Genomic DNA, 25803 nt, shown 5'->3' with positions numbered 1-25803 from the left:
GAGAAGGACTTACATCAAGCTTTTGCCTGCTTCCCAGGCAGACGCCTCAAGCACCGAGACATGCTCTACTCGGTAGACGCCTTCGATACGACACCCTGCCTGCGGATTGGTATGGTGGTAGCGAAAGCCGCACTTTTCTTGGACGCGGTGAGACTTCTCGTTGCCGTCGAAGTAGCCGCACCAGATCTTTTCGAGTCTGAGCTCCTCAAAGCCACGACGCAGCAGTGCCTGGGCAGCCTCGGGCACAAGCCCTTGACCCCAAAAAGGGACGCCAATCCAGTATCCGAGCTCTGCTTCGAAGGGCGAGAGATCCAAATTGCTGGCCTTTCCGCACATTAGGCCAATGGAACCCACCGGATGCCCTACCTCCTTGGGAACGATGGCATAATCCTCGGGGCCAGAGAGCACTTCTCGGATGACCTTTCGGCTTTCTTCCGGGCTTTGGTGAGCTGACCACCCTGCTGCCGGGCCCACCTGAGGATCCGAGGCGTAGCGGTAGAGGTCGGGAGCATCGACTTCTTCCCAAGGTCGAAGCCAGAGACGTGGGGTTTCGAGGATCACCATTCTAGTTTCTTTTGGCTTTCTGAACTCATGGTCCTAGTCTTCTATAACCGTATAATATTGAACAGTTGTATCTATCCGTGAAGCAGCAACCTCTCCACCATAGGCCTCAAATTTAACCTTTTCTCCCTTTTTCCAGCTACTTGCAAAGGCAGAAGACTCTGTTTTCACGTCGTCAGCATCGTAGAGATTAACCAGTAAACTAACATTCTCGAAATTATAATCTGTAGTATTTTCTACAACAGCAATATAGGTGTAATTGCCATAATTCTCTTCTGTCTCCCATTGTATGTTGGCAACTAAGCTATTGATTGCTTCTTTCTCTGCCTCATCTTTACTCACGCTGGTGCCTTGGCTTACAAGATCATCCATATATTTTTGAAATTTTGGATCAACCTTCATATCGTAATCTTCCACAAATTTCTTTAGCAGTTTCGCACGCGCATCGGAAGCTTTTGTGACCTCTGTAACATAATCGGGATCGGTAATTGAGTAGGTATCAACTACCTCAATTTGATCATTAAGTGAATTTATATATGCAAGGACATCCTCTTGCAATTGGCTATCTTCAAATTGGCGATCTTTAAGAGGAGTATCACTGTCGATTTCTGCTCGAATGCCCTTCTTAAGCTTTTCCTTATAATCAGGATCTGCAATATTTAAGTCTTCGACAATAATCTGCCGCTTGTTCCAACCATCGGCGATGATGGTCATCGCCTCATCATCTGCATAATCCGGCTCAGCAGGTGCCTGAGAGCCTGCTGAGCATGCAGCGGTAAACAACATGCATGCTGCCAGCATGAAGGTGAGTAATAGCTTTTTCATTTATATCCCTTCTTTATTAACACTTCGACTCGAGTCTCATTACTGTACACAACCTTAAGATGTAAGAATAGTTGTCTTCATTTATGTTCCTGTCCCTTCCATGGGACAGGAACGGCAATACCAAGCCCCCTAAGGCGCTATACTATATTTACTGGTAGATGCTCACTTCTAAGAAAGCCGCAGCTATGACCTATAACAGCAAAGCAAAGACTAAAGTGCTTTACCTCTGGAAAATCCTCCAAGAAGAGACCGATGCCGAGCATGGCTTGACCATGTCTCAAATCATCCAAAAGCTTGCAGATTACGGGGTCTCTGCCGAGCGCAAAAGCATCTACGGGGATATCAAATCGCTGCGAGAGTTTGACGTCGACATCCAGGCCTTTCCACGAAATCCTGTGCAATACGCCATCGTGCGCAGGGACTTCACCTTAGACGAGCTCATGCTTTTGGTGGATACCATTCAGTCCAGCCGCGCCATCACCGAGCGTCAGGCCAAGGCCCTCATCACCAATGTGAAACAGCTGGCCAACAATCGCGAGCAAGACCTGCTGGATCGCCGCATCCATGTCACCGGCCGCATCAAATCCAAAAGCGAGAGCGTGCTCTCTACGGTGGACGTGATCCACGAAGCAATGCGCAAGGACTGCCAGCTGGAGTTCTCCTATCGAAAGATTGGGGTGGACGGCAAGCCTTACGAGACTCGTGGCGGCAAGAAGCACCAGGTCACTCCCGTGGCAATCTCCTACGAGGACGGCCTTTACTACCTCACCGCCTGGAATGACGCCCATGAGAACCTGACCACCTTCAGGCTGGACCGCATGGCGCGCATCCGCGTCCTTGAGGATATCCCTGCCGCCCATAACGATCGCATCGATCACTTTCAGCATGAGTCTACCAAGGCAGTGATGTTTGGTCGTTTTTGCGGCGATACCGTGCTTGCCACCTTTGCAGCCGATCCCAGCAAGGTGGAGATCCTCGCGGACCGCTTTGGCGATGCCGCCCAGTTCCTCCCCACCGATGGCTCTGAGGCCCGCTGCCAAGTGAAGGTCTACAAAAGCGAGCAACTATTTGGGTGGGTGGCCTCCATGGGCAAGGCGGTGCGCATCCTGTCGCCCCAAAGCCTGGTGGATGAATACCACAATTACCTACGCTTCCTTTTAGAGGATGCCTAAGCCTTGGCGATAGGCAGCCGAATCACTGTCTTGAGGCGATCGGGCGCCACACGGCGTGGGTCGGACAGATAAATCTCATGATGCAGGCGCGCAAGCGAAAGATCTATGCAGCAACCCTGCGCCTGAGCATAGGCGTGCATAGCTTCAATAGTGGTCGGCTCGGTGTCATAAGAGCCCACATGGAGACACTGCACGCAGAGACCTTCGTGCATTTCCAGGTACTCCGCGCCGGCGCAATCCAGCTTTTTCTTACGTGCAACCTCGCCCTTTGCCCATTCAAAGACCTCAGGGGTCACAAAATCCGGCAACCTGATACAGCTGATCCAACTCAGCTCCCCCTTGCGCTCAGAATCAAAGAGTATCTGGCCTTGCGCCAACGACCAAAACCCTTCCAGCGGAGGCACCACATAGGCAAAATAGCCCGGGATATGCTCGCCAGATTTTGGCGACATCTTTATGGTGTAGGACAGCGCATATAAAAGCTGCAATGCCTGCTGATAAGCCCCGCCTTCCTCGTTGGGGTCGCCTTGGCCTCGCACCGCCGCATAGCGCATTGGAGGTACGTCCACCAGCGTGGGCTTTTTGGGAGGCAGATAAAACTCTTTAAACTCTTTCTTATAGTCAAAGGCCATGATCCCTCCCCAAGAATGGTTGGCATGCCAAGAGCGCCAAGCGCAGAGGCTGCGCTACATCCGCTGCACTCGCTGTACTTTTAGGGTAGCGGTTTCCTTGGGATCCTGTGACAGGAGAGCAGTCTTGCCAAGCAACGATCTGTGTCTTGGCGCACCTGCCCCACATTGCAAAGCCCCAGTATGACGGAGGCCTTCGCCGCATGGGTCCCCAGGTGAGGACATGTCCCCTGTCGCCATAACCCTTGGCATCCCGTTACCTAAAACCTTCCGCCACTAGGGTGAAATCATTTTAAGCAACCTGCAGTCAGCGTGTTACAGTACGTACAGTTTTAGGAAGCTGCCTGACATTGCCCACATTACCTAAGGGTGAGGCAGGCATTTGGCCAAAGAGAAGAGAGCAAGGAGAACCCCATGGATCGCTTGAAGGACAAGGTTGCCATTGTTACCGGCTCTACCAGCGGCATTGGCACAGGGATTGCAAAGATGTACGGAGCCGAAGGCGCCAAAGTCGTAGTGTGCGGACGTCGCGAAGAGCGCGGCCAAGCCGTGGTCGATGCCATCACCGGAGCCGGCGGCTGTGCCATGTACCATTTTATGGACGTCACCAAGCCCGAGTCCGTCGATGCTCTTATTGCCGACACTGTGGCCGCTTGGGGCACCGTCGACATCATGGTGAACAACGCCGCAGGCATGGCGCTCCATGACGGCCGTGTAGACGAAATCTCTCTGGAAGACTGGGATGCCGTGTTTGCCAGTGACATTCGCAGCACTTTCTATTGCACCAAGACGGTGCTTCCGGTGATGCAGGAGCACGACGGCGGTTCCATCATCAACATCGGCTCCATGGCTGCCTGCACGGGTGATCTAGGCTCCACTGCCTATGCTTGCGCCAAAGCCGGCGTCGACAAGCTCACTCAATACACCGCCCTTCAATATGGCAAGCAAAACATCCGATGCAACTGCGTGCGGCCTGGTCTTATCGTCACTCCAGAGAACGAGGCCCGCGTCCCCGATATGCTCAAGAATATCTTCCTGGACAACATCGAGGTCACCCGCTGGGGCACTCCCGAAGACATCGCCGCCATGTGCGTTTACCTTGGCTCCGATGAGAGCAGCTACTTCACCGGCCAGATAGTCACCGTCGACGGTGGCCTGAACGCCCATGTGCCTACCGTAGCCCAGTTCCGCGCCCTTGCCTCTCGTACCTGGTAGCCAAGGCGTAGCAGCACGGCCCCACTTGCCCTTGTCGCAAAAAAGGAGGCAGGAACCCGCAAGTTCCTGCCTCCAGCTTTGTGCCGCGCCCCTTTCAACCCTGCCGAGAATCGCCTGCATTCCCACCTGAGCTTAAGACTTACCGCGCTCCGTGATCAGGCCGCGCTCCACGATCAGCTTTGCCACCGGCGGCTCAGGGTAAGCCAGCCTACCATGAGCAGCAGGGCGCCCGCGATCATGATGCCTGGCAGCCCCGACGCTTCGTCGCCTGTGGCAGGCATAATTCGAGAGTCCGCTTCTTGGCGAGCTACGAGCCGATCGTCCGTCGGCTTGGCGGCAGAAGATCCCGGTGCGGCGTCGTCGCCTGAAGGAGCGGGGTCTTTCTCGGCAGGAGGATCGGCCGGGACAGCCTCCAGTTCCACTGCCACCGAATGGTGCTCGCCCACGTCTTCGAAGGTGTAGCTGAACGCCTCTAGGAGATCGGGGCGCTCAATGCCATCTACCAGGACTTTGGCCACTCGATAGCCAGGCTCGGCAGACCAGGTGACGGTATAGGATCCATGGCGGTCGACCTGGGCGCCTGCGCTGATGGAACCCAATCCGCCCGCCAGCGAGGTATCGATGCGCAGCTTCTCGGACGCAGGCGGGGTTTGCTGCCTTGGGTGCGTCTTATCGTCGTCTGCGGCGCGCTTCTCCACCACCAACGAGATGTGGTCGCCCTCTTTGAGCAGGTCTGCAGGAATGGTTGTTGAGGTCGCATCAGGGTCCAGGGGGATCCGCTGTTCGCCCACCACAAGCTCGAGCGGCCTATAGCCGTCGGGGAGCTCCCAAGCCACAGGCACCTCTTTTGTCGGGTCCACATAGCCGGGATGAGGCGGAGTGCCTGGGTCTGCCGGCTGATCCACCTCGATGCTGCCCGGGCCGCCCTCGACGCCGGCAGTAACCCCTATCAAGCCGCTGTCATGAACGTCCTCGTCGTTGAGAGGATCCTCCCCCTCTTTGGCAAAGAGCACTTTCACCACATGGTCCTGGTCGATGCCCTCAAAGCCCAGGTCCAACTTGGCGCCGTTGGCTTGACGCTGATGTTTCACAGGGGCCGGGAATTGAGGGGCAGCGGCACGCACCTGGCTAAAGGCTCCCGCCGAGAAGCCCGCAGCCTTCAGCGCCGAAGGCGTGATGCCGGCTTTCTCGTCCAAGACCACTTCGCCGTCTATCTCGATATAGGTGATGCGCGCCCCATCCTGCGGCGTGCCGGCGATGTCTAAATAGCCCTGGCCTTTATAAAGCGTGCGCGATGCCGACGCGGTGCCAGGCCCGTAGGACTGCACGTTCACGTGATAGACCACCGGCCTCACCGTAACCACCACGTTCTTGTTCTCTTTGATGTTGTCGAGCTGCATCTCACGATCGGCAGTGCCTGCGGCCTCAGCGCCGTTCACTTCAACGCTTTTCACTTCATAGACCGCATAGGCAGGGTCTGTTACCACGGGCGTGGTTTGGATGACGGGTTCCCAAGCCACATGGTAAGAGCCGCCTTGAGTTACCGTGGCGCCTCCGGTGATGGTGCCGGGGCCGCCTTTGATCTGAGTGGTGACCTTGAGGTCGTCAGGAGATTGGGCAGAGGTGCCGTCGGCTTTGCAGGTGTAGACGTCCACTACATGGTTCGCGCCAATGGAGGGAAAGCTCGCAGCTCCTGCAGCACATTGGTCCGCAGTGAGCTGCACGCCGTCAACCCACACGGCGCTGATTTGATAACCCTCTTTGGCCGCCCAGCTGGCCTGGGCGTCGCTTCCGGGCACATAGGTCTGCGAAGGGCTCACCTGGGCGCCTTGGCCATAGCTGTTCACCGTCACGGTGTAATGGCCATAGGTGAATCCTCCAGGCAAAACGGGATTTTGAGCCAAGGTGACCGTCACCTGGTGATGAGCCGCCAAATCCTCGAAGGTCCACGAGGTGGCCGTATCTTTAAGGACCTTGCCGTCCACCTCTACAGAGACCACGTAGCTATCGGGGCCAGGCTGCCAGGACACCTTGTGGCTGGAGCCTGCGGCCAACGTCTTGGTAGGGGTGATCGACGCCCCCTCTATGGCCCCCTCCAAGCGAGTGGTCACTTGGTAGAACTGACACTGCTCATCAGGAGTGGGATCGGCTTTGACCTCATAGTCGATATGGGCGATATAGTCGGTACCGTCCGAGCTGGGATAGGTCACGGTAACGGTGTAGTCGCCAGGCTTGGAAGGGTCGATCTCGTCCACCGGCTGATTGCCTTTTTTAATGATCACCTGAGGCTCCACACCATCAGGCATCTCTGGCAGCTTGCCGCCTGTAGGCGACGGGCCATCAGGGCCAAAGGTGTCTTCGACGATCTTGGCAAAGTCTTGGGGAGTCACCGGTTTGGGGGCAGGCTTCGATGGCTTCACGGGCTCTAGGATGGCAATGGGGTCTTTCTCGGTAAGGTCTACCGTGATGCGGTCAGTCACCGTGAGAGTGTCAGGCACCAGCGTCACCTGATAATTTCCGTCCTGGCTCAGGAGCGGACCGCCCTCAATGACCGATGCGACCCCGCTATAGCTTAGGCTCAGAGTATAGGTGCCCCGCTGAGGACGCTCGACGTTGAGGCGCAAGCCCCCTGCAGTTTGCGCTTCATAGCTGGCATCGCCCAACACCTGGTCCAACCTGTCCCCAGGAGCCAGCATAGAGGCAGGCCAGGCTACCGGCCAGGTGTGGTTGGCGCTGTCTGCCTTACTCTGGGTAACAGCCGAAGCGTCGAACTCCGTTGCATCGTTGTTGGCAGCCACAGGCGCGTCTGGGTGAGCCGGATCTCTGAAGGCCACGTCGCGCACCCAGGTGGAGGGGTTGGCCTCTGCGTCTTCAAACCAACGGGCGGTGACAACCAAAGGCCGAGAAACAATCTCCCCTTTTACTGTGAGCGTTCCGTCGCTGGCAAGGCCGGTGAGCCGGTAGTCGGCCGCATGAGGGCCCTGGATCTGCGGGCTATAGAGCACCAGATCGCAAGATCCCGCATCTTTGGAAGCATACTCTGCGCGATCGAAAGCAAGCCATGCAGAGGCGCCTTCAACAAGCTGGTCTGCCAAAGACACCTGGTCTTTGGCCACGTAGGGAGTGCCGTCATAAACTTTGGACCAGCAGCGGCCTGCCACAGCCAACGGATCGCCGGTTGCAGGATCGGCAGTCTCGAAGCCCTGGGTTGCGTCGGGCTGTGTGGGATCGTCTGGCTTGGAGGCTGGCTGAGTCACATCGATAGGCTTGGGCTTGATGGTGAAGGTGGCTTCGCCGGGGACGTAAGGCATAAGCGCATTGCCAGCGGCATCCTCGCGATAGTTGGCGGTGGAGACCACCTTGTAACTGCCTGCATGGAAGGGCTCGCCCTTATCGGTCAGCTCGTCCTCATGGAGGTCGCGCCAGCCTTGTGCGTCGGCTTCGGGAGATGTGGGGTCTTTTATCTTGTAGGTGCGAGTCACCTGAGCGGGCGTGGTGCCGGTCTCGGCGGCGTCCTCCATGATATGGGTTTTGACTTCTGGATCGCCGTTGACGTTCTCCTTGATATCCAACGGTTGACCTACCACCGCATCTTCAGCTTCCGTGGTGATGGTTCGACCGGTAGGATCCACCACGATATCTACCTTTACATAGACATCCACCTTGGCCTCGGCGCCGGCGTCGCCGCCCTCTTCATCGCTGTCGTCCGGCATGCCGCCGTATTCGATGATGTAGCGTATGTTGCCGAACTGATTGGGAAGATCGTTCCAAAAGCCGCCCGTGCCTCCTCCGGAATGGACAGCTAGCTGCATCCATTGCTCCGAAGTGCTTGCGGGACCATCGGGCTGTCCTGAAGCCCAGTTCATATACATGGTCTCGCCCGTCTCGGGGTTTGTGGCATGTTTACGATTTTGATTGTTATAGCATTGGCCCATCATAAGGCCGGCTTCCGGACCTGTCACCCAATAGTAGTCGCTGTAAGCACCGCTTCTGAACGTATTGGTGGAAGACCAACGCGTGGGAGAATCGACGTTGTTGGTGCGATAGTTGCGTGCCCAAGAGCTGGTTTTCATGGTGTACGCATCATCGCAGGTCCCACCGATCCAGGTATCGGTGTTCACCAACGAGAACACAAAATCTTGCTCGGCCTGATTGGTCACCGTCACCAAGTAGCCTTGCATACCCATGTAACTATGCTTTTCAGCCTCTTCGATCGCTTGGGTCCACGAGGCAATCACGGGACCAGCCTCGTAGTAGTGGCCGTTCAAGGAGTTATAGTCGCGAGTGGTAGACACAGGCGCCAGGCTGGCCACGATCCTCAAGCCCTTGGTGTTGGTGGAATCGGCCAGCCTCACCGTGAGGTAGCGAGAGAGAAAGTCCTGCCATTGATCGGCAGTGGCGCCACCCTGCTGAGTGTAGTTGACAGAGTGGTTGCCATGCTTGTTGCCGCTGTAGCGCACAAAGCCAGAAGGCAGCGCCTCGCTGTTGTTCTGCTGATGGGCAGAGTTGAAATAGATCTCGTCGTTTGCAGAAATGCCGGTGGTGAACTGCACGGTGATGCTCTGGAACCTGGTGTTGGCAGGCTCGGTGGTGACCTTGAGGTCGGGGAAGCTGTAGGTGTTGGCAAGGCCGTCCACCGGCGTTGCCGCACCTGCCCTGATAAAAAGCTCCACCTCTTGCTCATTGGCGCGCATGGCTGTCACCGGAGCCCGGTCGCTCAAAGGGTTCGCTTCTGCGCACCGTGGCAGCGCCGCCAATGACGAAAGTGCCAACGTGGCACTAAGCGCGCCAACAGCCACCCGTTTCGCAAAGCCAGAGAGCCATAAGGTAAAGCCGCAGGTTGCGGATGAGCGTGTTTCTTGGTCCATAGTTGCCTCTTCCCGCAGTTGATGCATGCTGGCCCACTGACATCGGAAAATAGGCCAGTGGTTGCCTATTTCTGAAATTCTTCTGAAAGTATAGACCATCAACTTAGCAGCAAGAGAGCGCTATCCTTTCATATCTGCAAAAGTCTAATTAATGGACATCAGTGGATATGCTGTCGAGATGAGCTTTGCTGCGAGCGAGCGTCGACGCGCAGGGAAACAACCCCTTTAACACCACATCATGGCGGCTCTTGGCCGCCGGAGAGGGGCACCTATGGCAGAAACCAGCACAGCCCAAACCCCAGAGAAACCTGAGGAAAAGATTCCTGAGGCCGCGTCCAAGCACTATACCTGGACGGGCAAGGACGGCAAGACCATCGATTATACGGGCACCGCAGAGATGCTCACCATCTATAGCGACAAAGGCGAGGCCATGTGCCATCAGTTCTGCCTCTCCTATGTCTCTGACGAGCAGGACAAGTCCGACCGCCCCGTCACGTTCCTTTGGAACGGCGGCCCTGGCGGATCCTCTTCTATGGTGTGCATCGGCGGCCAAGGCCCTGTGCGCGTGCCCACCGATGGCACCAAGCACCTGCCCAACACCTGCCCGGTAGAGGACAACCCCTATACCCTGCTGCAGGTCTCTGACCTGGTGTTCATCGATGCCCCTGGCACCGGCTACTCTCATGTGGCGGCCGGCTACGACCCCAAGAAGGTCTGGGGCGTCGACGGTGACGGCGACGCCATGGCGCGCACCATCATCGCCTGGCTCAACGAGCACAATGCTTGGGACCGTCCTCACTACCTTTACGGCGAGTCCTACGGCACCACCCGCGCAGCGGTGGTCTATCGCCTGCTGGGCGAGCGCGGCGTAGGCGTGGACGGCGTGGTGGAGCAGTCCTCCATCTTGGACTACGCCGTGATGCTGCCGGGCAACGACGACTACTACGCCGGCATGTTCCCGGTCATGGCCGCCACCGCCCAGTCGGCCGGTGTCGTTGGCCAGGGCGTCGACCCTGAGACCTGGTTTGGCCAGGCCATGGACTTTGTCAACAACACCTATATCAACGCCCTCACCATCGCCGGCAACCTGCCTCAAGACAAGATGCAGGAGGTCGCCGAGCAGATGCATGAGTTCTGCGGCCTGCCTGTGGACTTCATCATGGCCCGCAAGCTGCGCATCGACCTCTTCGAGTTCCGTGCCCACTTCTCTCAGGACAAGGGTCTCTCCCACGGTCGCTACGACACCCGCTTCACCGAGCAGGTCTACCAGCCCATCCAGGGCGACCTGGGCTTCTTCCAGATGGAAGACCCCTCTTACGACGCAATCCAGGTGGTCTACAACGAGGTCTACCAAAAGCTCCTGCGCGATATGGGCTTTAAGGGCTACCCCAACTACTGCGGCCTGAACATCGAGGTCAACGAGTCCTGGAATTGGAATCACAACATGCCCGGCGTCGGCAGCGCCCCCATGCCCAACGTGGCCTTCGACATCGCTACGGCTCTCCGCCGCAACCCCACCAGCCACGTCATCTTCTTGGGCGGACGCCACGACGGCGCCACCCCCTATTGGAACGTCATCCACGACATGGCCAAGATGTACCTGCCCGAGGACCTCTCCCGCCAGATCCTCTGGCATGAGTCTTCCAACGGCCACATGCTCTATGCCGACACCCCTGCCCTCGAAGACACCACGCCAGTGCTCCAAAAGTTCTACGAGCTTCGCCACCAAAACTAACCGTTCTCGCCCATAACCAGGTGCCCTAGCCCTTTATCTAAGAGAGGGTTGGGGCACCTTTCTTACCTCAGAGGAGGATGCATGTACTATTCCAGCGGCAACTACGAAGCCTTCGCCCATCCTTTGAAGCCGGAAGGAGTGGAATCCAAGCACGCCTATATCGTAGGCAGCGGCTTGGCGGGCTTATCGGCAGCGTGCTTTTTGGTGCGCGACGGCCAGATGCCTGGCAAGAACATCCATGTTCTGGAGCGCGACCCCAGGGCCGGCGGCGCCTGCGACGGCTGGGACTATGCGCAGCTGGGCTACACCATGCGCGGCGGTCGCGAGATGGACAACCACTTCGAGGTCATGTGGGATCTCTTCCGCGACATCCCCTCGTTTGAAGACGAGAATGTGAGCGTGCTCGACTACTACTACTGGCTCAACAAGCGCGACCCCAACTACTCGCTCTGCCGCGCCACCAAGGATCGCGGCCAAGACGCCCATACCAACAACAAGTTCAACCTGTCCGACAAGGGCTGCATGGAGATCATGAAGCTCTTCTTCACCCCCGAAGAAGAACTTCAGGACAAAAAGATCACCGAGTATTTCTCTGACGAGGTTCTGAACAGCAATTTCTGGCTCTATTGGCGCACCATGTTCGCCTTCGAGAACTGGCATAGCGCCCTGGAGATGAAGCGCTACATCACCCGCTTCATCCACCATGTGGGCGGGCTGCCCGACTTCAGCGCCCTGCGTTTCACCCGCTACAACCAGTACGAGTCCATGATCCTTCCCATGGTGCGCTATCTGGAGAAGGCCGGTGTGGACTTCCAGTACAACACCCATGTGACCGACGTGCGCTTCTCGGTTGACGAGGCCAAGAGCGACAACCGCAAGCTGGCCACCCAAATCAAGCTGCGCCGCAACGAGAGCCAGGCAGCCCAAGACGCCGCCACCGGGGTGCCAGGCGGCGGCCAGGTAGAGCCGGGCGCTGAGGAGACCATCGAACTCTCTGAAAACGACCTGGTCTTCATCACCCCTGGCAGCTGTGTGGCCCACTCCACCTTTGGCGACCAGGACACCCCCGCTGCCTTCGCCCCCGAGCTCTGCGACGGCGACGGCTGGGACCTTTGGAAGCGCATCGCCGCCCAAAGCCCCGACTTTGGCCATCCCGAGAAGTTCTGCTCAACCCCCGAGCTCTCCAACTGGGAGAGCGCTACCATCACCACCTTGGACGAGCGCATCCTGCCCTATATCGAGAAGATCTGCAAGCGCGACCCGCTCTCCGGCGGCGTGGTCACCGGCGGCATCGTGAGCGTGGAGGACTCCAACTGGCTGCTCTCCTGGACCATCAACCGCCAGCCCCAGTTCAAGGAGCAAAAGCCCGGCACTGTGTGCGTGTGGGTCTACTCTCTCTTTACCGATAAGCCCGGCAACTACATCCAGAAGCCCATGCGCCAGTGCACCGGCAAGGAGATCTGCGAGGAGTGGCTCTATCACCTGGGCGTGCCCGAGGACCAGATCGAGGACCTTGCCGAGAAGAGCGCCAACACCGTGCCCTGCATGATGCCCTATATCACGGCATTCTTCATGCCTCGCGCCGCCGGCGACCGCCCGCTGGTGGTGCCGGAAGGCGCCAAGAACTTCGCCTTCATAGGTCAGTTTGCAGAGACTCCGCGAGACACCATCTTCACCACCGAGTACTCCATGCGCACCGGCATGGAGGCCGTCTACACCCTGCTGGACATCGACCGAGGCGTCCCCGAGGTCTGGGGTAGCGCCTTTGACCTACGCTGCCTGCTCAACGCCACCGTGATGCTGCGCGACGGCAAGCCCGCCACCGACATGAACATGAGCCTCTTGGAAAAGCTCATGCTCTCCCGTGGCCTCAAAGCAATCGAGGGCACCGACATCTACGATTTGCTGCTGGAATACGGCGTCATTCCCTCTACCGAGAAGAACACCGACGACCCCAAGCCTGCCACCGGCGCCGTGTGGCCCGGCATTCACTGATCCTCTTTGTTGATCTGAGTCGCCTCTCCTATCCGGCATTCCATGCATGCAGCTTTGGAATGCCGGGTAGGAGGTTACCGTCTTTAAGAATCATCGCTGGCGGGGCGCCCATGATATCTTTCTATAAACCAAACGAGGGGCGTATTGAAAAAGTCTCTGGCCTTGCGCCAGATTGCTGGATTGAAGTTCAAGAGCCAAGGGTCTGTGACTTGGCTTTCCTTATTCTTGATCTGGGCATCGCAGATGAGTTCATCAAGAAAGCCTGCGATGACAAAGAGGCCTCTCACATAGATTATGACGACGCTACAGGGCAAGTCCTCGTGGTGGTGGACTGCCCTTTCAAAGAGAGCGACTCATCTGAGCTCACCCGCAGCCAATACAGCACCCATCCGCTCGCATTCATCTTTTTGCCTGACAAGGGGTGCTTTGTCACGTTCTCGCTCACCGCTGACGATACGGTTGCTAGCTTCAGACATACAGCCATCACGGATGCCAGAACACATTTGCCAGCTGATCTTCTCCTCCGAATGCTCCTCACAGTAACCAACCGCTACCTCGCAGACCTTCGTTCCATCAGCAGCCAGATTCGCAAGAACGAAGATGTCTTACGACACACCATGGACAACGACGTACTCATCTCCATGCTGGGCGCAGAAAAGTCATTGATTCATTTTTCCATGTCTCTTCAAGAGCTGGAAGCCACAGTGAAACTCATTGGCACTGGCCGCGTGATTCCCCTCCACAGCGAAAGCGGTCTGTTAGACGATCTGCTCATCGAGGTGCACCAGGCAGTGGCCATGTGCGACATCTGCACCAGGGTTTTAAATGGCGTAAGCGACACCTTCTCAAATGTGATGTCCAATAACCTCAACAAGACGATGCAGACGCTTACCGTGCTCACCCTGATTCTCTCAATACCTGCAGCAGTATTTGGTTTTTATGGCATGAACGTGGCGCGACTCCCTTTTGTGGACTCTTGGGTACCTGCACTCCTCATTTCCTTGGCTATCTCGGCGCTGGCTATAGCAATTCTCAAGGGACGCCGTCTTATCAAGTAATAGAAGAAAACGAATGCCTGGGAGAACTGACGGTTTCTATAGTGCACTCATCGATGGTCCTAGCACTTCCTTAAAAGTTCCTGTGATACCTTCTTATCAGGAACTTGTAAGGAATGGAGTGATATGACTGCTTTGCATCGGGGCATCGCCCTTAATCCCAAGGTCATTGGCACTACCGTTGCCTGCGGCGCCCTGGCGCTCACGCTGGCGGGCTGCGGTCAGCCTCAACAGCCAGAGCCGGCGCCTGAGGCTTCAGCAGCCACCCAGGAGGCGCCAAAGGAGGAAGCCGAGCCTCAGGAGGCCAAGCTCGCTATCCCCAACTGCACCTTTACGGACTCCGGCCACGAGTTGGTGGACGTCACCGGCAAGCCTATGGAAAACCCTGTCGCCAACATGATTGACCCCGGCCAGAACGAAAGCGAAGGCGAGACACAACTCATTGGCCTCGCCACCCAAGATCGCTATGTGGTGCTTACCACCAGCTCTGAGTACGACAAGGAGTGGGATACCGCCTACGACAAGAAGTCCAGCTTCTCGGTGATCGACGGCGAAGGCAAGACCGTTGCCAGCTTAGATGACGCGCTTTCCAAGTACGGCACGGCCTATGAGCTCAATACCCGTGGTGGCTCCAGCACCCTGGCCTTCACCAATGACTGCTTCATCCTTCCCCTCACTGTGCTCGACGAGCAAGAGCAGCGACACTCCGTCAATGTGGTCATCGACCGCGACGGCAAGGAACTGTTCTCTGTGGGCGACCTGCCTGCGTGCACCATTCAATCTAGCGACAGCGACACAGACCTGCGCTTCTACAACGGCGCCCACTTCGTTTACGGCAATAAGACCATCGTGGACACCTCGGGCAAAACCCTTGCGACCGTGGATACCGACGGTGATATACGCCTTTGCGGCGAGGGACACTACGCCGGCCTGGGCCACAAGGTGGGGCAGATCTTTAACTATGACGGCTCGCTGGCGCTCGATGTCACTACCCTCTCTGACGATAAGATCGCCTACGGCTTCCGTGCCATCGACGCAGTGCTTGGAGACAACCTGCTGTTGCTTGAGGGCCAAGAACAAAACCCCCATGGAGGCAGCTCCCGCACAGTAAAAGGCATCTACAACCTGGCTACCAGCAGCTGGGCAGTGGAGCCTAGCTGCGGTTTAATGAATGCCAGGCCTTCCTACAACGGCCTCGTCTACGTGAGCGCCAAATCCAAGGATGTCCTTGAAGGCACCTATAGCAATGCTGACTCTGACGACGACGGCTATGCCTGCCTCATCAACGCCTCCGGCGACGTGGTCTTTGACCTGTCTATGAGCGGCATTGACAAGCTGGCCGATCTCACAGAGTTTGACGCCATGTACCTGAGCGATGGCTACTGGTACCTCCAGGGATTTAAGGGCAATCCCCCTCTTAATGAAGACGGAGCCATTAGCCTCATCGCCTACTTTGATGAAAGCGGTAAATACGTAGGTTGCACTCCCACCACCATGCATCCCGATCCTTCCTACGACAGCCTTAACGCCGCTATGTCGGTAGACCACTAGGAGAGAGAATACGACGCGCTACGAAGCAGCTGTACGAGGTTATCGTTGCGAGCTGCTGTACGAGGTGAGCTGCTGTATGAGGCGAGCCATTGTGCGTAGCTACGAAACACATGATGTTATAAAGCACATGACGAAGCTACGGAGCACATGAGGTCATGTATCCCTCGGAAAATATGCTGCTATCGCTACATTCTAATGAAGCGATAGCAGCATTTTATTTTAGTAAAATTTCTATTTACTACTTAAGCTACATATTAATGTAGCTTAAGTAGTACTTTTTCAGAGTGCACGACTAATAAACTTGCAGTGTACGTCTTCGACGCAGCGGAAGTTTTCGCTGCAGTGTACATCTTCGACGCAATGTACGCTTTCGACGCAATGTGAGCTCTTGGCGCATTGCATACTCTTGGCATAGATGTATCAATGGGATCTCTATCATTCCCCCATTAATGCATTTATTAACTAGCTCAAGCACTATTGAGTCCTTGTGCTCCGCCGCAAGTCTGCCAACTTTTGACGAACAGCCACCAGAGCTTCTTGAGGGTCATCGATGTCTGTCACGGCCGATTCTATAGGGCATGGTCCATCGCCTGCACGATTCACGATGGCGTCGACCTCCTGCTCGGCAATGGGATTGATGGAGCCCCGCCTCAGCACTTCGACGGCGCGGCGGCTCATGATGGGAGCCCACACCTCGCGCACCCCTAGCAGGCAGTAGAGAAATGCAGCGCCGGCGCCTACGACCTTATCGGCAGCACTGGCACCTTCCCAGGACACATCGCCCTCAAGCAGAGCCAGCAGCGGGGCCACTCCCCGCTCATGGCTCGTCGCAATCGTCTCGCCGCAGCAAAGAGCCAGAGTGAGATCGTGGGTTTCCAAAAGCTCCTTGGCATGGGCAGTGTCGCTAGTCACGGGCGGCTCCGCGGACAGACTGCGCCTTTACCGCAAGCAGGATTGCAGGAATCAACAGCCACTGGAGGCAAAGGCCAGGCAGGCCCGCCCCTGTGGCAGAGAGCACGGAGACCACCGGGGGCACGCCTGTTGTTACCACGCCAGCAGCCGCAAGAGCTGCGGCCCTGAGGAACCTGCCCGCTAGCTGGGCAGCCAAGAGCTTCACGATAAGCGAGGTGTTCCAAGAACGCGCAAAGCCGGCAGCCAATCCATAGCCCGCCAGCTCGACCATCATAAAGGAAAGCATGACCGCCCCCGGCACACCAGAAAGCGCAAAACTGGCGACGGGGCCCAAAATCCCTGCTACAAAAGATGTTGGGCTCACAAGCATATCCTCTCCTCTTCCCACGCCTTTGGCATGGGATCTCGTCTCCCTTAATAGTACACGCCCTAAAACCGACGTAGGGTCAAGTAACAAGGGCTTATCCCCTATAAATGCGCAGCTATGGGCCTACGCTGCGAGCCCTTTCACATTTCGAATTTCATCAGTATTTCAGCTGGTCTCGTTCTTTACGTAGAAGACTTCACAGGTAAAACAAGCCGCTCCCAAGCAGGAGGCGCCCAAGCTGGGCGACGACGATGGCCTCTGGCCTGTATTCTTCGCCCTTGCCATGCTCGTGACCTTCGGTATCGTAGATTTGGCTTGGAGACATCACCGCCAATAACAGTACCTAGGAGCGCTCTTTGACCAAAGCTCGCCCGCGCACACTACAACCCGAGTATCCACTGCCTGCCCCTCAGGCTCCCGGATGCTCGGGTTTTTGCACTTTCAACCCACATAGTCCACGCTGCCAGCGCTGCCAAACCCGGGGCGCACACTACGCAGCCCTCTGGCCCGACAACACGCCCCGCTGTTCCTGGGCCAACCCCCAAAACCCTTCCTATCTGGACTACCACGATCATGAGTGGGGTGTACCCTGTCACGACGACCGGCGCCTCTTCGAGCTTTTTGCCCTCAGTTGCTTCCAAGCCGGCCTTTCTTGGGAATGCATCCTCAACAAACGAGAAGCGTTTCGCCAAGCCTTCTGCGATTTTGACATCGATCAAGTAAGCGTTTTCGATGCCGAGAAAATCGATCTTCTCGCTTGCGACCCATCCATCATCCGCAGCAAGCCTAAGATTCGTGCCGTGGTAAAGAATGCCCAGGTGGCAAAAGCGATTCAGCAAGAGATTGGTTCGCTGGATCGCTACTTCTGGAGTTGGGTAGATTTCGAGCCGATGCATGAGACTGGCCACACCTCATCGCCCTTATCGGCAGCCCTGGCCAAGGATCTCAAAGCTCGCGGCATGAGTTTTGTGGGCCCCACTACCGTCTATGCCTTCATGCAGTCAGCCGGACTCATCAACGGCCATCAGCCGGGGTGCTTCCTGTACAGCGACTTTGGGTAGTAATTTAATCATCTCCAAGGCTTGGCGACTTATCCCGTATAGGCATCGCTGGCGCTATTGGAAAAGTCTTGGGAGCTAAGCCAGGCTGCTTCTTTATCGTTTTCTGGAATGTCTATGCGCTCGATCTTGAAGATCACAGGACGAGTGCCATCGTTCGAGAGCCACCCAAAGACCTTTGGTTGCCCTTGGCCTCGCATTTAACGCAGCTCTTTGAGATAGAGCACGTCGCAGGCGTAATGGCCCGTTTGACCCAACGGCCCTTCGATCCTATGGAAACCTCGCTTCTCATAAAACCGCTGCGCAGGCACCATGTTTCCAAAGGTTTCCAGGTAGCAGGAGTCGTAATTCTCGGCAGCGAAGGTAAGGGCTACATCCATCAGCCTGTGTGCCGCGCCTGTACCTCGCGCTTCTGGATAACAGTACATTTTTTGAAGCTCACAGACCCCTGGCACGCCCGGCAGCGGGCCAACCCCTACGCCGCCCACTACCTTTCCAGTTGCGTCTTCTGCCACCCAGTAACAGCAGTTATCGGGAGCGTAGACCTCAGAGAAGCTTCCAAGCCCCGGGTCTTCCCAGGCAGTGCCCTCATGATCTCCGCCATACTCCTTGAGGCAGTAACGGATGATCTCCTCTACGGCGGCGTTGTCCTTCGCGGCTATTTCTCGCACGGTATAGTCCATGGCATTTCCCTGTGGGCGATGGCTGATTTTTATCTTACAGACAGTTTCATTTTCTCAAAACCAGCTCCCCAAGAGGGACCGACTTGGCTTCTTCTTCAGACTCCCCTATTACTTGTAGGCTTTTTACCTATCGCCCTTTCTCTTGGGGCCTGAGGGTACAAGCCGCTCCGTAAAGGCTTGGAAAGGCGGCATTCATGAAAGTATTCGTTGGCGGCGCAACTGGACGCGTAGGCCAAAAGCTCACAGAGACCCTTGCAAAAGAAGGCCACGAGGTGGTGGCAGCAAGCAGGCACCCTCTCCCTGCTACACAGGACAATGTCATCCCCGTCGAGTTCGACTTCCATGACGATGTGGTAGCCATGATGCCCAAGCTCGAGGGCTGCGATGCGGTGTTTTTTGTGGCAGGTTCCCGAGGGAAGGACCTTTTGCAAACGGACGCCTTCGGCGCCGTCAAACTCATGAAAGCCGCCGACGCGCAAAGCATCAACCGCTTTATCATGCTTAGCTCCATGTTTACCCTAGAGCCAGAGAAATGGGCTCAGGAGCCGGGCATAGCAGACATCACCGATTACAACATCGCCAAGATGTTCGCAGACCATTGGCTCACCCAAACCGACTTGGATTGGACCATCGTCCAATCCGGCCTCCTTCGAGAGGAAGATCCCACCGGCAAGATTGTGATAAATCCTGACCACGAAGGTCCCGTTGCCATTCCTGACATCGCATCCACTTTGGCTGCCGCCCTTCCCATGCCCACTACCTATCGACAGGTGATCAGGGTCAAAAACGGCGAGACTCCCATTGCCGATGCCTTGGCGGCCGTTTAGGGAATATATCGAGTGTTTTCAATCCAGGAAAGCAAAGGAGTTTTCCATGGCATGCACCACATTGCTCGTTGGCAAACACGCCACCAACGACGGATCGACCATCGTCGCCCGCAACGAGGACGGCGAGGACTTTTCCTTCGATCCCAAACAGCTCGTCGTAGTGAACCCTGAGGACCAGCCCCGCACCTATACCGGAGTAGCCAACCACCTCACCATCGAGCTGCCAGACAACCCGCTGCGCTATACCTGCACCCCCAATGCAGACAAGTCCAACGGCATCTGGGCAGAGACCGGCATCAACGCCGCCAACGTCTCCATGAGCGCCACCGAGACCATCTCGGCCAATGCCCGCGTGCTGGGGGCAGATCCTCTGGTGTGCTATCAACCCGCTCAGGGCACCCCGGGCGATCCTGACTATCGTCCCGAGGTCCCAGGGGGCATCGGCGAGGAGAACCTGCCCACCATCACCCTTCCCTACATCCAAAGCGCCCGTGAGGGCGTCCAGCGCTTAGGCATGCTGGTAGAGAAGTACGGCACCTACGAGACCAACGGCGTGGCCTTTGGCGATGCCGACGAAGTGTGGTACTGGGAGAACATTGGCGGCCATCACTGGATCGCCCGCCGCGTGCCTGACGACTGCTACGTGGTGCAGCCCAACCGCCAAGGCATCGACACCTTTGACCTGGCGGACGCCCTAGGCGACCAGAAAGACTACATGTGCAGCGCAGACCTGGCCACTTGGATCCGCGAGAACGACCTGCTCATGGACATGCCCGAAGTGGCCTCTGAAGAGACCGTCGATGGGCTTCCCCGCTTTTTCGACGCTCGCATCGCGTTTTCTACCTACACCTGGCTCGACCAGCTCTACAACGCCCCTCGCAAATGGTATCTCTGCAGTCGCCTGACCCCTTCTGACCAGCGGTTCCACGGAACCGATCCCGCCTTTGGGCCTGAGAGCCTGGACATCCCCTGGGCGATGCGCCCCGACAAGAAGCTCTCCGCCTCAGACGTCAAGGACCTCTTGGCCACCACCTATGACGGCACCCAATACGATCCTTATGGCACCAAAGGAACCCCAGCTACCCGCCATCAGTATCGCTATGTGGGCATCGACCGCACTTCTGAGTGCTCCATCCTGTGCATCCGCTCCCGGGCGCCCAAAGCCCTCCAGGGCATCCATTGGTTCGCTCCCGCCTCTGGCCCCTTCAATACCGCAGTGGCCGTCTATGCCAACGTAGAAAAGACCCCTGCCTACTTGGACACCCCGGCCCAGGTGACCACCGACAGCCTCTATTGGAACAACCGCCTAGTCGCCGGCCTTGCAGATCCCCAGTTCTTTGAGAGCTACGAGTCCATCCAGGCCTATCGCCTGAACACCATGGCCCAAGGCTACCAATCGCTTCGCGAGACCGATGCCCAGCTGCAAGCACTTGCCCAAGAAGGCAAGGTGGACCTGGACTCCACCGACGATCCTCAGGTTCACCAGCTTCTCGAGACAGCAAATCAAGCCCTTACCGATAAGATCCAACACCAGACCCGCGACCTTTTGGGTACCGTGCTCGACCAGCGCACGGTGGGCATGAAGAACGCCTTCAACATGAACGACCACTAAGCCTTTTGCTTCGAATCCTTTTGCGACGTCTCGAGCGTGAGGGATGTAGGCTCTACAAAAACGTGGAGCCTACATCCCTCAACTTGTGGCCTTTGACCAAATATCAGAAACTCTAAGAGACATTCCGTTTCTTATCGGCGCATCAAGGAAGTCAGCGAACCATGGACAGCACACCCTTTTCACGGCGGACGTTCATGGCCGGCACGGCTCTCGCCGTTTCCCTTGGTTTAGGGAACTTGTTGTCAGGATGATCCTCTCATAGAAATCCAGCCCGTGCAGCCAAAAGGCACCTCCCGCCAGTCATAGGCGCCCTTAAAGCTCTGAGAGCAGGTATCCGTACCCTTCTGCTTCCATTTGGTCCCTGGGCACAAAGCGCAGCGCTGCCCCATTGATGCAGTAGCGCTGCCCTCCCAGCTCTTGCGGGCCGTCATCAAAGACATGCCCCAGATGGCTGGAGCCGACGCTGCTGCGCACTTCTACTCGCGGGATCCCCCTCAGCGAAGTATCTACCTGCTCTGCCAGGGCGCTCTGAGCAATAGGCCGAGAAAAAGCCGGCCATCCACACCCGGAGTCAAACTTGTCGCGGGAAGAGAAGAGGGGTTCGCCAGTCACGGCATCAACGTAGATACCCTCATCAAACAAGTGATCATAAGGATGGGAGAATGCGGGCTCTGTGGCAGCTTGCTGGGTTACCTGATAGGTAGCAGGATCCAGGGCGGCTTCTAGCTGAGCCTGCTCCGGCTTTTGATAGTGTTGGGCCACCAGCACAAAGTCTGCAGCATGGGAGGCTACGAACTTCTCGGCATCAGAGAGGTTTACGTGACAATAGCCTTGGGGATTAGCGGCCAGATAGTCTTGGTGGTAGTCTTCGGCCGGATAGAAGTTTATTAATGGTTGCGCTTCGACGCGCAAAGGCTTGCCGATACGGCGCCAGAGCTTGAGGAGCTCCGAGGTTACGACGGCCTCGTCCTGAGGATCGGTCCAGTAGATGCCCGTGCGATACTGGGTGCCGCGATCATTTCCTTGTTGATTGAGCGAGGTGGGATCGATGGTTTGAAAGTAGGCTTCTAGCAGCAACGGCAGCGAGATGACTTGAGGATCGTAGGTCACCTTCACAGCCTCTGCTGCATGGGTAGTCCCTGTACATACCTGCTGGTAGCTTGGGTTTTCTACCTGACTATTGGCGTAGCCCACTTGGGTGCCCAGCACGCCGGGGAGCTTTTTCATATAGGCCTCGGTGCCCCAGAAGCACCCTCCAGCCAGCACGATGTTTTGCGTTTTCATAGGCGCCCCCTTCTTGGTAGCGTTTGCATTTGCCTTTTCCTACCGCAGCCGCCAGAGGATAAGCCATAATGATACCCCCACGATAGCCCCAGATAGGCTCCATTGCGAGAAACGCGCGCGCATGGAATTGCCCGCATAAGGGGTACAAATATCTAACCGATACGCCCCTGCTCCAAGAAAGCGAGTCTCCCATGAACGATCCTATAACCTCCCCCACCATCGAGGGGATGCGCGCCCACAGATCCATCCGCGCCTACTCGTCCAAGCCAGTGGACGAAGCCGTCCTCCGCAGCATCATGGATGCGGTGCAATCCATGCCCAACTGGGTCAACTGCCAGCATGTCTCTGTAGTAAACGTTGCCGATAAGGACCTCCGCAAGCAAGTGTTCGAGTTCTGCAACCAGCAGCCCTACGTGCTGGAAGCGCCGGTGTTCCTAGTCTTTTGCGCAGACTTCTACCGCACCTGGCTGGCCTGCCATGAGGACCAGGACACCTTTGACCAAGTGTCCAAAGTGCAGGACAACCTTATGGTTGGAGTCACTGACGCAGGCATCGCCCTGGGCTGGGCCGTGGCCGCAGCCGAGTCTTTGGGACTCGGCACCTGCGTTATCGGCGACGCCCGAGCTCACGGCCCCGAGATGGCGAAGGCCCTGGGATTACCTCGCTATGTCATCCCCATCGCCGGCCTCTGCATTGGCTATCCCGCACAAGATCCGGCACTCAAACCCCGTCTCCCCCACGAGGCAGTCTACTTCACCGACCGGTACAACCCGGACCTCAAGTCCCTTATCGATGGCTATGACCAGCGCTACCGTGCCTATCGGAGCCAACGGACCGAAGGGCAAGACAATGAAAGCTGGTCAGAGACGGTGGCCTCTTTCTACCAGGTGCCTTTCAAAAACCACCTGAGCGTTCCCCAGATGCTCGAGATGCAGGGGTTCAATCCTGGGTTGCCTGCCACGGACACTCCCCTGCAGCCTTAGGCCTGGGGGGCAGACACACTATCTCTGAGACCGGCTTGGCGGAATCGAGCCCGCCTACGCAAAATGCCCCAAGAAAGGCGCCACGCTACTGAAGGTCCCCCTCATAGGGCAAGACCTCGGCAAGGTAGCCTTTCTGGCACAATGTGTGCTCTATCTCATCAAGCTCGGCCTCGGTATCTGCCGCAATGCGATGGAAGTGATACCCGCTGGTCACCATAAGCAGCGGAGAGCTCTTCCCTGAGTGAATGTTCTCGAGGTAGCGCTCGACGTCCTTGCGATTTTTAATATCGAGGACACCTGTGATGGTCCCGTACACACGATGGTTCACCATAACGTTGAGAACGGTTCCGCCTAGATCGACGATCGTCGTGAGCTCGTCTGCCACCTCGTCAAGACCATGGCATACCTTGATAAGGCGGGTGGGGATCTGCGGCGCATCTGCCCCATCGCGCAGCACATAACCCTTGTTGGTAGCGATAATGTCGTGGCCGTTGGCTCTAAGCAGCGCAATGTCCTGCACTACCACCTGCCGACTCACCCCCACAGCCTGTGCGAGCGAGCTGCCTGAGACAGCAACCTCGGATGCACTCAGTGCCTCTAAGATTTGCGATCTGCGCTCGCTGCCTTTCATTGCGCCACCCCGCTAGTACGCGCATCGTCAAGCAAGCGCAGATGCTTGAGGGATAGATCGAGGATAGGAGCAGAATGGGTGAGAGCGCCTGACGATATGTAGTCAACGCCCAAATCTGCCAGTGCGCGGATGTTGCCTGCGTCAACGTTGCCTGAGCACTCGGTCTTAGCACGGCCGTCGATCAGCGAGATCGCCGCAGCCATCTCGTCATGGGTCATATTATCAAGCATGATGATGTCGGCACCGGCTTCCACCGCTTCGCGCACCATGGCAAGATCCTCGCACTCGACTTCGACAGTGCAGGTGAACGGCGCATGGGCTCGAGCCGCAGCCACCGCAGCGGCTACGCCGCCAGCAGCGTCGATGTGATTATCCTTTAGCATCACGGCTGTCGAAAGGTTGTAGCGATGGTTGCGCCCTCCGCCAATCGCCACTGCAGCCTTCTCAAAGGCGCGTTGTGTGCAATCCTCCTGACAGCCTTGTGCATGGTCCTCCTGACAGCCCGGTTCTTTTGTAAGGATGTCGACCATTGCCACGTGGTCTAAGATGCGCACATTGGGCAGTCGGCGGACGGCGGCAAGCAGCGTGGTAGTGATCTCTTTGCCAGTTGTGTCTGCGTGATAGCAAATACGCGGGCGGCTATGTGCGCCTTCTCGCGTAAACGCAAGCATACCCTTCCAATCTCGCTCAAAATCGCAGCCCAAGGCCACAAGATCGTTAATGGCTGACCGGCTGGAGCGGATCATGATGTCCACGCTCTCACGGCGGTTCTCGTAGTGGCCAGCTGCGAGCGTATCTGCGAAGAAGGTCTCATAGTCCCCCCTCTTCGGGCAACACGCAGATTCCTCCTTGAGCGAGCATCGAGTCGCACTCATCGATAGCGCCTTTGGATAATAGTACGATGCTCATGCCGGTAGGCAGATAGAGCACAGCATAGAGCCCTGCCACACCACAGCCCACGATCACGACGTCTGCTTGCAGAGTGCTTCTGCCTTCATGCAGTGCGGCACAGTAGGTGGCGCCCTCATGAAGGCTCTGATAACCCTCCGGCACGGGATGGCAGCCCTGCGTCATGCATCCAGAAGATCCTTGGAGTGCTTTGAATCAATCCGCTAGCAGCCTAAAAAATGTCTTTCGCTGTCCCATAAGAGGGTCACCCATCCTCGTATCTCCTTGTGATAATGGCAGTAAAAGCACAGCCGTACTCGAGGAGGAATCATGGGCGTCTTTTCAAAGCACTTTGCAGACTTCGACATTGCAGGCACTCGTTTTTGGGATGCCTCCCTGGTGGTCCACGACTTAGAAGTGGGTGACGGCGTTCAGCTAATGGCAGAGCCAGATAATCCTCATGACCCCAATGCGGTAGCGCTGGTATGGCACGACACCAAGCTGGGCTATATACCTCGTGCACTCAACGAGATCCCCGCTCAGCTCCTGCGTTTTGGGCACACCAATGTGCTGGAGTGCCGCATCTTGAAGGTAGACCCTAAGGCAGATACCTGGGAGCAAATCCATGTAGGCCTCTACTTTGTTGATCTCTCTCATGAGGAAGCCTAGTCGTCATCAACCAAAGCCCAAGTCTGTTACCCATGCTCACAGAGGTGACAAACTTCGTTTTTAGAGGCCAAGTGTCCACTTTGCTATTTACATGGTTGATAATGGTCCTCCATATTTCTCTTCCCGGAAAATGTCGCAGTTTTTGCGGACAGAATCTTATCAGGGTAAGAATCCAGGCGTCCAAAAACTTGAGAGACGCACCAGACCCCCAGAGTGTATGGCGGTCCTTACCGGTACAGGCGAATATGCATATCAAGCCGACGAAGGTTTATTTGTCATCCCG

23 protein-coding genes are annotated in these 25803 nt (G+C 56.8%); 11 read left to right on the top strand and 12 right to left on the bottom strand.

Annotated elements, in window-relative coordinates; translation table 11 throughout:
- Nucleotides 1-9 precede the first annotated feature (9 nt).
- Together OR601_RS01960 and OR601_RS01955 are read right to left on the bottom strand one after the other, a co-directional pair.
- Nucleotides 10-564 carry a GNAT family N-acetyltransferase gene (locus OR601_RS01960; protein WP_265592035.1) on the bottom strand — a complete coding sequence of 185 codons (555 nt, stop codon included), beginning with the start codon at nucleotides 562-564 and terminating at the stop codon, nucleotides 10-12.
- Between the two features lie 33 nt (nucleotides 565-597).
- Entirely contained in the window at nucleotides 598-1386 is a 789-nt protein-coding gene (locus tag OR601_RS01955) for an FxLYD domain-containing protein (protein ID WP_265592034.1), read from the bottom strand.
- A 185-nt stretch (nucleotides 1387-1571) separates the two neighbouring features.
- Here OR601_RS01955 and OR601_RS01950 point away from each other — a divergent pair, with 185 nt between their 5' ends.
- Nucleotides 1572-2558, top strand: a complete 987-nt coding sequence (locus OR601_RS01950) for a helix-turn-helix transcriptional regulator (RefSeq protein WP_136012312.1) — start codon at nucleotides 1572-1574, stop codon at nucleotides 2556-2558.
- On the opposite strand, the gene OR601_RS01945 is transcribed toward OR601_RS01950, so the two are convergent.
- Entirely contained in the window at nucleotides 2555-3190 is a 636-nt protein-coding gene (locus OR601_RS01945) for a GyrI-like domain-containing protein (protein WP_265592033.1), read from the bottom strand. The two genes, OR601_RS01950 and OR601_RS01945, sit on opposite strands and share 4 nt — an antisense overlap.
- Before the next feature lie 411 nt (nucleotides 3191-3601).
- Here OR601_RS01945 and OR601_RS01940 point away from each other — a divergent pair, with 411 nt between their 5' ends.
- Nucleotides 3602-4402 (top strand): SDR family NAD(P)-dependent oxidoreductase, encoded by an 801-nt coding sequence (locus OR601_RS01940; protein ID WP_265592032.1) that lies wholly within the window; start codon nucleotides 3602-3604, stop codon nucleotides 4400-4402.
- A gap of 173 nt (nucleotides 4403-4575) precedes the next feature.
- Here OR601_RS01940 and OR601_RS01935 read toward each other — a convergent pair whose 3' ends face one another.
- Complete coding sequence (locus OR601_RS01935) at nucleotides 4576-9123, bottom strand: C-type lectin-like domain-containing protein (RefSeq protein ID WP_265592031.1); 4548 nt, start codon at nucleotides 9121-9123, stop codon at nucleotides 4576-4578.
- Between the two features lie 418 nt (nucleotides 9124-9541).
- Between OR601_RS01935 and OR601_RS01930 the strand changes: the two genes are divergently transcribed.
- The 4 genes from OR601_RS01930 to OR601_RS01915 all read left to right on the top strand — a co-directional run bounded on the left by OR601_RS01930 (nucleotide 9542) and on the right by OR601_RS01915 (nucleotide 15606).
- A complete protein-coding gene (locus OR601_RS01930) occupies nucleotides 9542-11005 on the top strand; it encodes a S10 family serine carboxypeptidase-like protein (protein WP_136012308.1) in 1464 nt (487 codons plus the stop codon).
- Nucleotides 11006-11086: 81 nt separating this feature from the next.
- A complete protein-coding gene (locus OR601_RS01925; protein ID WP_323373082.1) occupies nucleotides 11087-13000 on the top strand; it encodes an oleate hydratase in 1914 nt (637 codons plus the stop codon).
- Nucleotides 13001-13110: 110 nt separating this feature from the next.
- On the top strand, nucleotides 13111-14058 hold the full coding sequence (locus tag OR601_RS01920; protein WP_265592030.1) for a magnesium transporter CorA family protein: 948 nt from the start codon (nucleotides 13111-13113) through the stop codon (nucleotides 14056-14058).
- Between the two features lie 123 nt (nucleotides 14059-14181).
- The gene (locus OR601_RS01915) at nucleotides 14182-15606 is read left to right on the top strand and encodes an LptM family lipoprotein (protein WP_265592029.1); all 1425 of its coding nucleotides are present in this window, start codon (nucleotides 14182-14184) and stop codon (nucleotides 15604-15606) included.
- Nucleotides 15607-16080: 474 nt separating this feature from the next.
- On the opposite strand, the gene OR601_RS01910 is transcribed toward OR601_RS01915, so the two are convergent.
- Together OR601_RS01910 and OR601_RS01905 are read right to left on the bottom strand one after the other, a co-directional pair.
- Nucleotides 16081-16518 (bottom strand): DUF1893 domain-containing protein, encoded by a 438-nt coding sequence (locus OR601_RS01910; RefSeq protein ID WP_265592028.1) that lies wholly within the window; start codon nucleotides 16516-16518, stop codon nucleotides 16081-16083.
- On the bottom strand, nucleotides 16511-16888 hold the full coding sequence (locus OR601_RS01905; protein ID WP_136012303.1) for a hypothetical protein: 378 nt from the start codon (nucleotides 16886-16888) through the stop codon (nucleotides 16511-16513). Before OR601_RS01905 ends, OR601_RS01910 begins: the two co-directional genes overlap by 8 nt.
- A 353-nt stretch (nucleotides 16889-17241) precedes the next feature.
- On the opposite strand from OR601_RS01905, the gene OR601_RS01900 reads away from it, so the two are divergent.
- Nucleotides 17242-17946 carry a DNA-3-methyladenine glycosylase I gene (locus OR601_RS01900; protein WP_265592027.1) on the top strand — a complete coding sequence of 235 codons (705 nt, stop codon included), beginning with the start codon at nucleotides 17242-17244 and terminating at the stop codon, nucleotides 17944-17946.
- A gap of 29 nt (nucleotides 17947-17975) precedes the next feature.
- On the opposite strand, the gene OR601_RS01895 is transcribed toward OR601_RS01900, so the two are convergent.
- Nucleotides 17976-18143, bottom strand: a complete 168-nt coding sequence (locus tag OR601_RS01895; RefSeq protein WP_167604290.1) for a TIGR04076 family protein — start codon at nucleotides 18141-18143, stop codon at nucleotides 17976-17978.
- Nucleotides 18144-18626, bottom strand: coding sequence for a GNAT family N-acetyltransferase (locus tag OR601_RS01890; RefSeq protein WP_136012302.1), 483 nt, complete (start codon nucleotides 18624-18626; stop codon nucleotides 18144-18146).
- A 194-nt stretch (nucleotides 18627-18820) separates the two neighbouring features.
- Between OR601_RS01890 and OR601_RS01885 the strand changes: the two genes are divergently transcribed.
- Both OR601_RS01885 and OR601_RS01880 read left to right on the top strand, forming a co-directional pair.
- On the top strand, nucleotides 18821-19453 hold the full coding sequence (locus OR601_RS01885; RefSeq protein ID WP_265592026.1) for an NAD(P)H-binding protein: 633 nt from the start codon (nucleotides 18821-18823) through the stop codon (nucleotides 19451-19453).
- Between the two features lie 46 nt (nucleotides 19454-19499).
- Nucleotides 19500-21065 carry a C69 family dipeptidase gene (locus OR601_RS01880; protein WP_136012300.1) on the top strand — a complete coding sequence of 522 codons (1566 nt, stop codon included), beginning with the start codon at nucleotides 19500-19502 and terminating at the stop codon, nucleotides 21063-21065.
- A 312-nt stretch (nucleotides 21066-21377) separates the two neighbouring features.
- On the opposite strand, the gene msrA is transcribed toward OR601_RS01880, so the two are convergent.
- Complete coding sequence (gene msrA / locus OR601_RS01875; RefSeq protein ID WP_265592025.1) at nucleotides 21378-22349, bottom strand: peptide-methionine (S)-S-oxide reductase MsrA; 972 nt, start codon at nucleotides 22347-22349, stop codon at nucleotides 21378-21380.
- A 191-nt stretch (nucleotides 22350-22540) separates the two neighbouring features.
- Between msrA and OR601_RS01870 the strand changes: the two genes are divergently transcribed.
- Nucleotides 22541-23332, top strand: a complete 792-nt coding sequence (locus OR601_RS01870; RefSeq protein WP_136012298.1) for an NADPH-dependent oxidoreductase — start codon at nucleotides 22541-22543, stop codon at nucleotides 23330-23332.
- Between the two features lie 85 nt (nucleotides 23333-23417).
- Here the strand turns inward: OR601_RS01870 and OR601_RS01865 are convergent, their stop codons facing one another.
- The 3 genes from OR601_RS01865 to OR601_RS01855 are packed head-to-tail and all read right to left on the bottom strand — an operon-like array spanning nucleotide 23418 to nucleotide 25037.
- Complete coding sequence (locus tag OR601_RS01865; protein ID WP_136012297.1) at nucleotides 23418-23963, bottom strand: transcription repressor NadR; 546 nt, start codon at nucleotides 23961-23963, stop codon at nucleotides 23418-23420.
- Nucleotides 23960-24838 (bottom strand): FAD-binding protein, encoded by an 879-nt coding sequence (locus OR601_RS01860; protein ID WP_136012296.1) that lies wholly within the window; start codon nucleotides 24836-24838, stop codon nucleotides 23960-23962. The genes OR601_RS01865 and OR601_RS01860 overlap by 4 nt, the downstream gene beginning before the upstream one ends.
- The gene (locus OR601_RS01855) at nucleotides 24774-25037 is read right to left on the bottom strand and encodes an FAD-binding protein (RefSeq protein ID WP_136012295.1); all 264 of its coding nucleotides are present in this window, start codon (nucleotides 25035-25037) and stop codon (nucleotides 24774-24776) included. The genes OR601_RS01860 and OR601_RS01855 overlap by 65 nt, the downstream gene beginning before the upstream one ends.
- A gap of 144 nt (nucleotides 25038-25181) precedes the next feature.
- Between OR601_RS01855 and OR601_RS01850 the strand changes: the two genes are divergently transcribed.
- Entirely contained in the window at nucleotides 25182-25520 is a 339-nt protein-coding gene (locus tag OR601_RS01850) for an HIRAN domain-containing protein (protein ID WP_136012294.1), read from the top strand.
- Nucleotides 25521-25803 lie beyond the last annotated feature (283 nt).

Source organism: Leptogranulimonas caecicola (assembly GCF_023168405.1).
Lineage (GTDB): Bacteria > Actinomycetota > Coriobacteriia > Coriobacteriales > Atopobiaceae > Leptogranulimonas > Leptogranulimonas caecicola.
The sequence above is the reverse complement of the archived record's forward strand: the minus strand, read 5'-3'. Positions and strand labels throughout refer to the sequence as shown.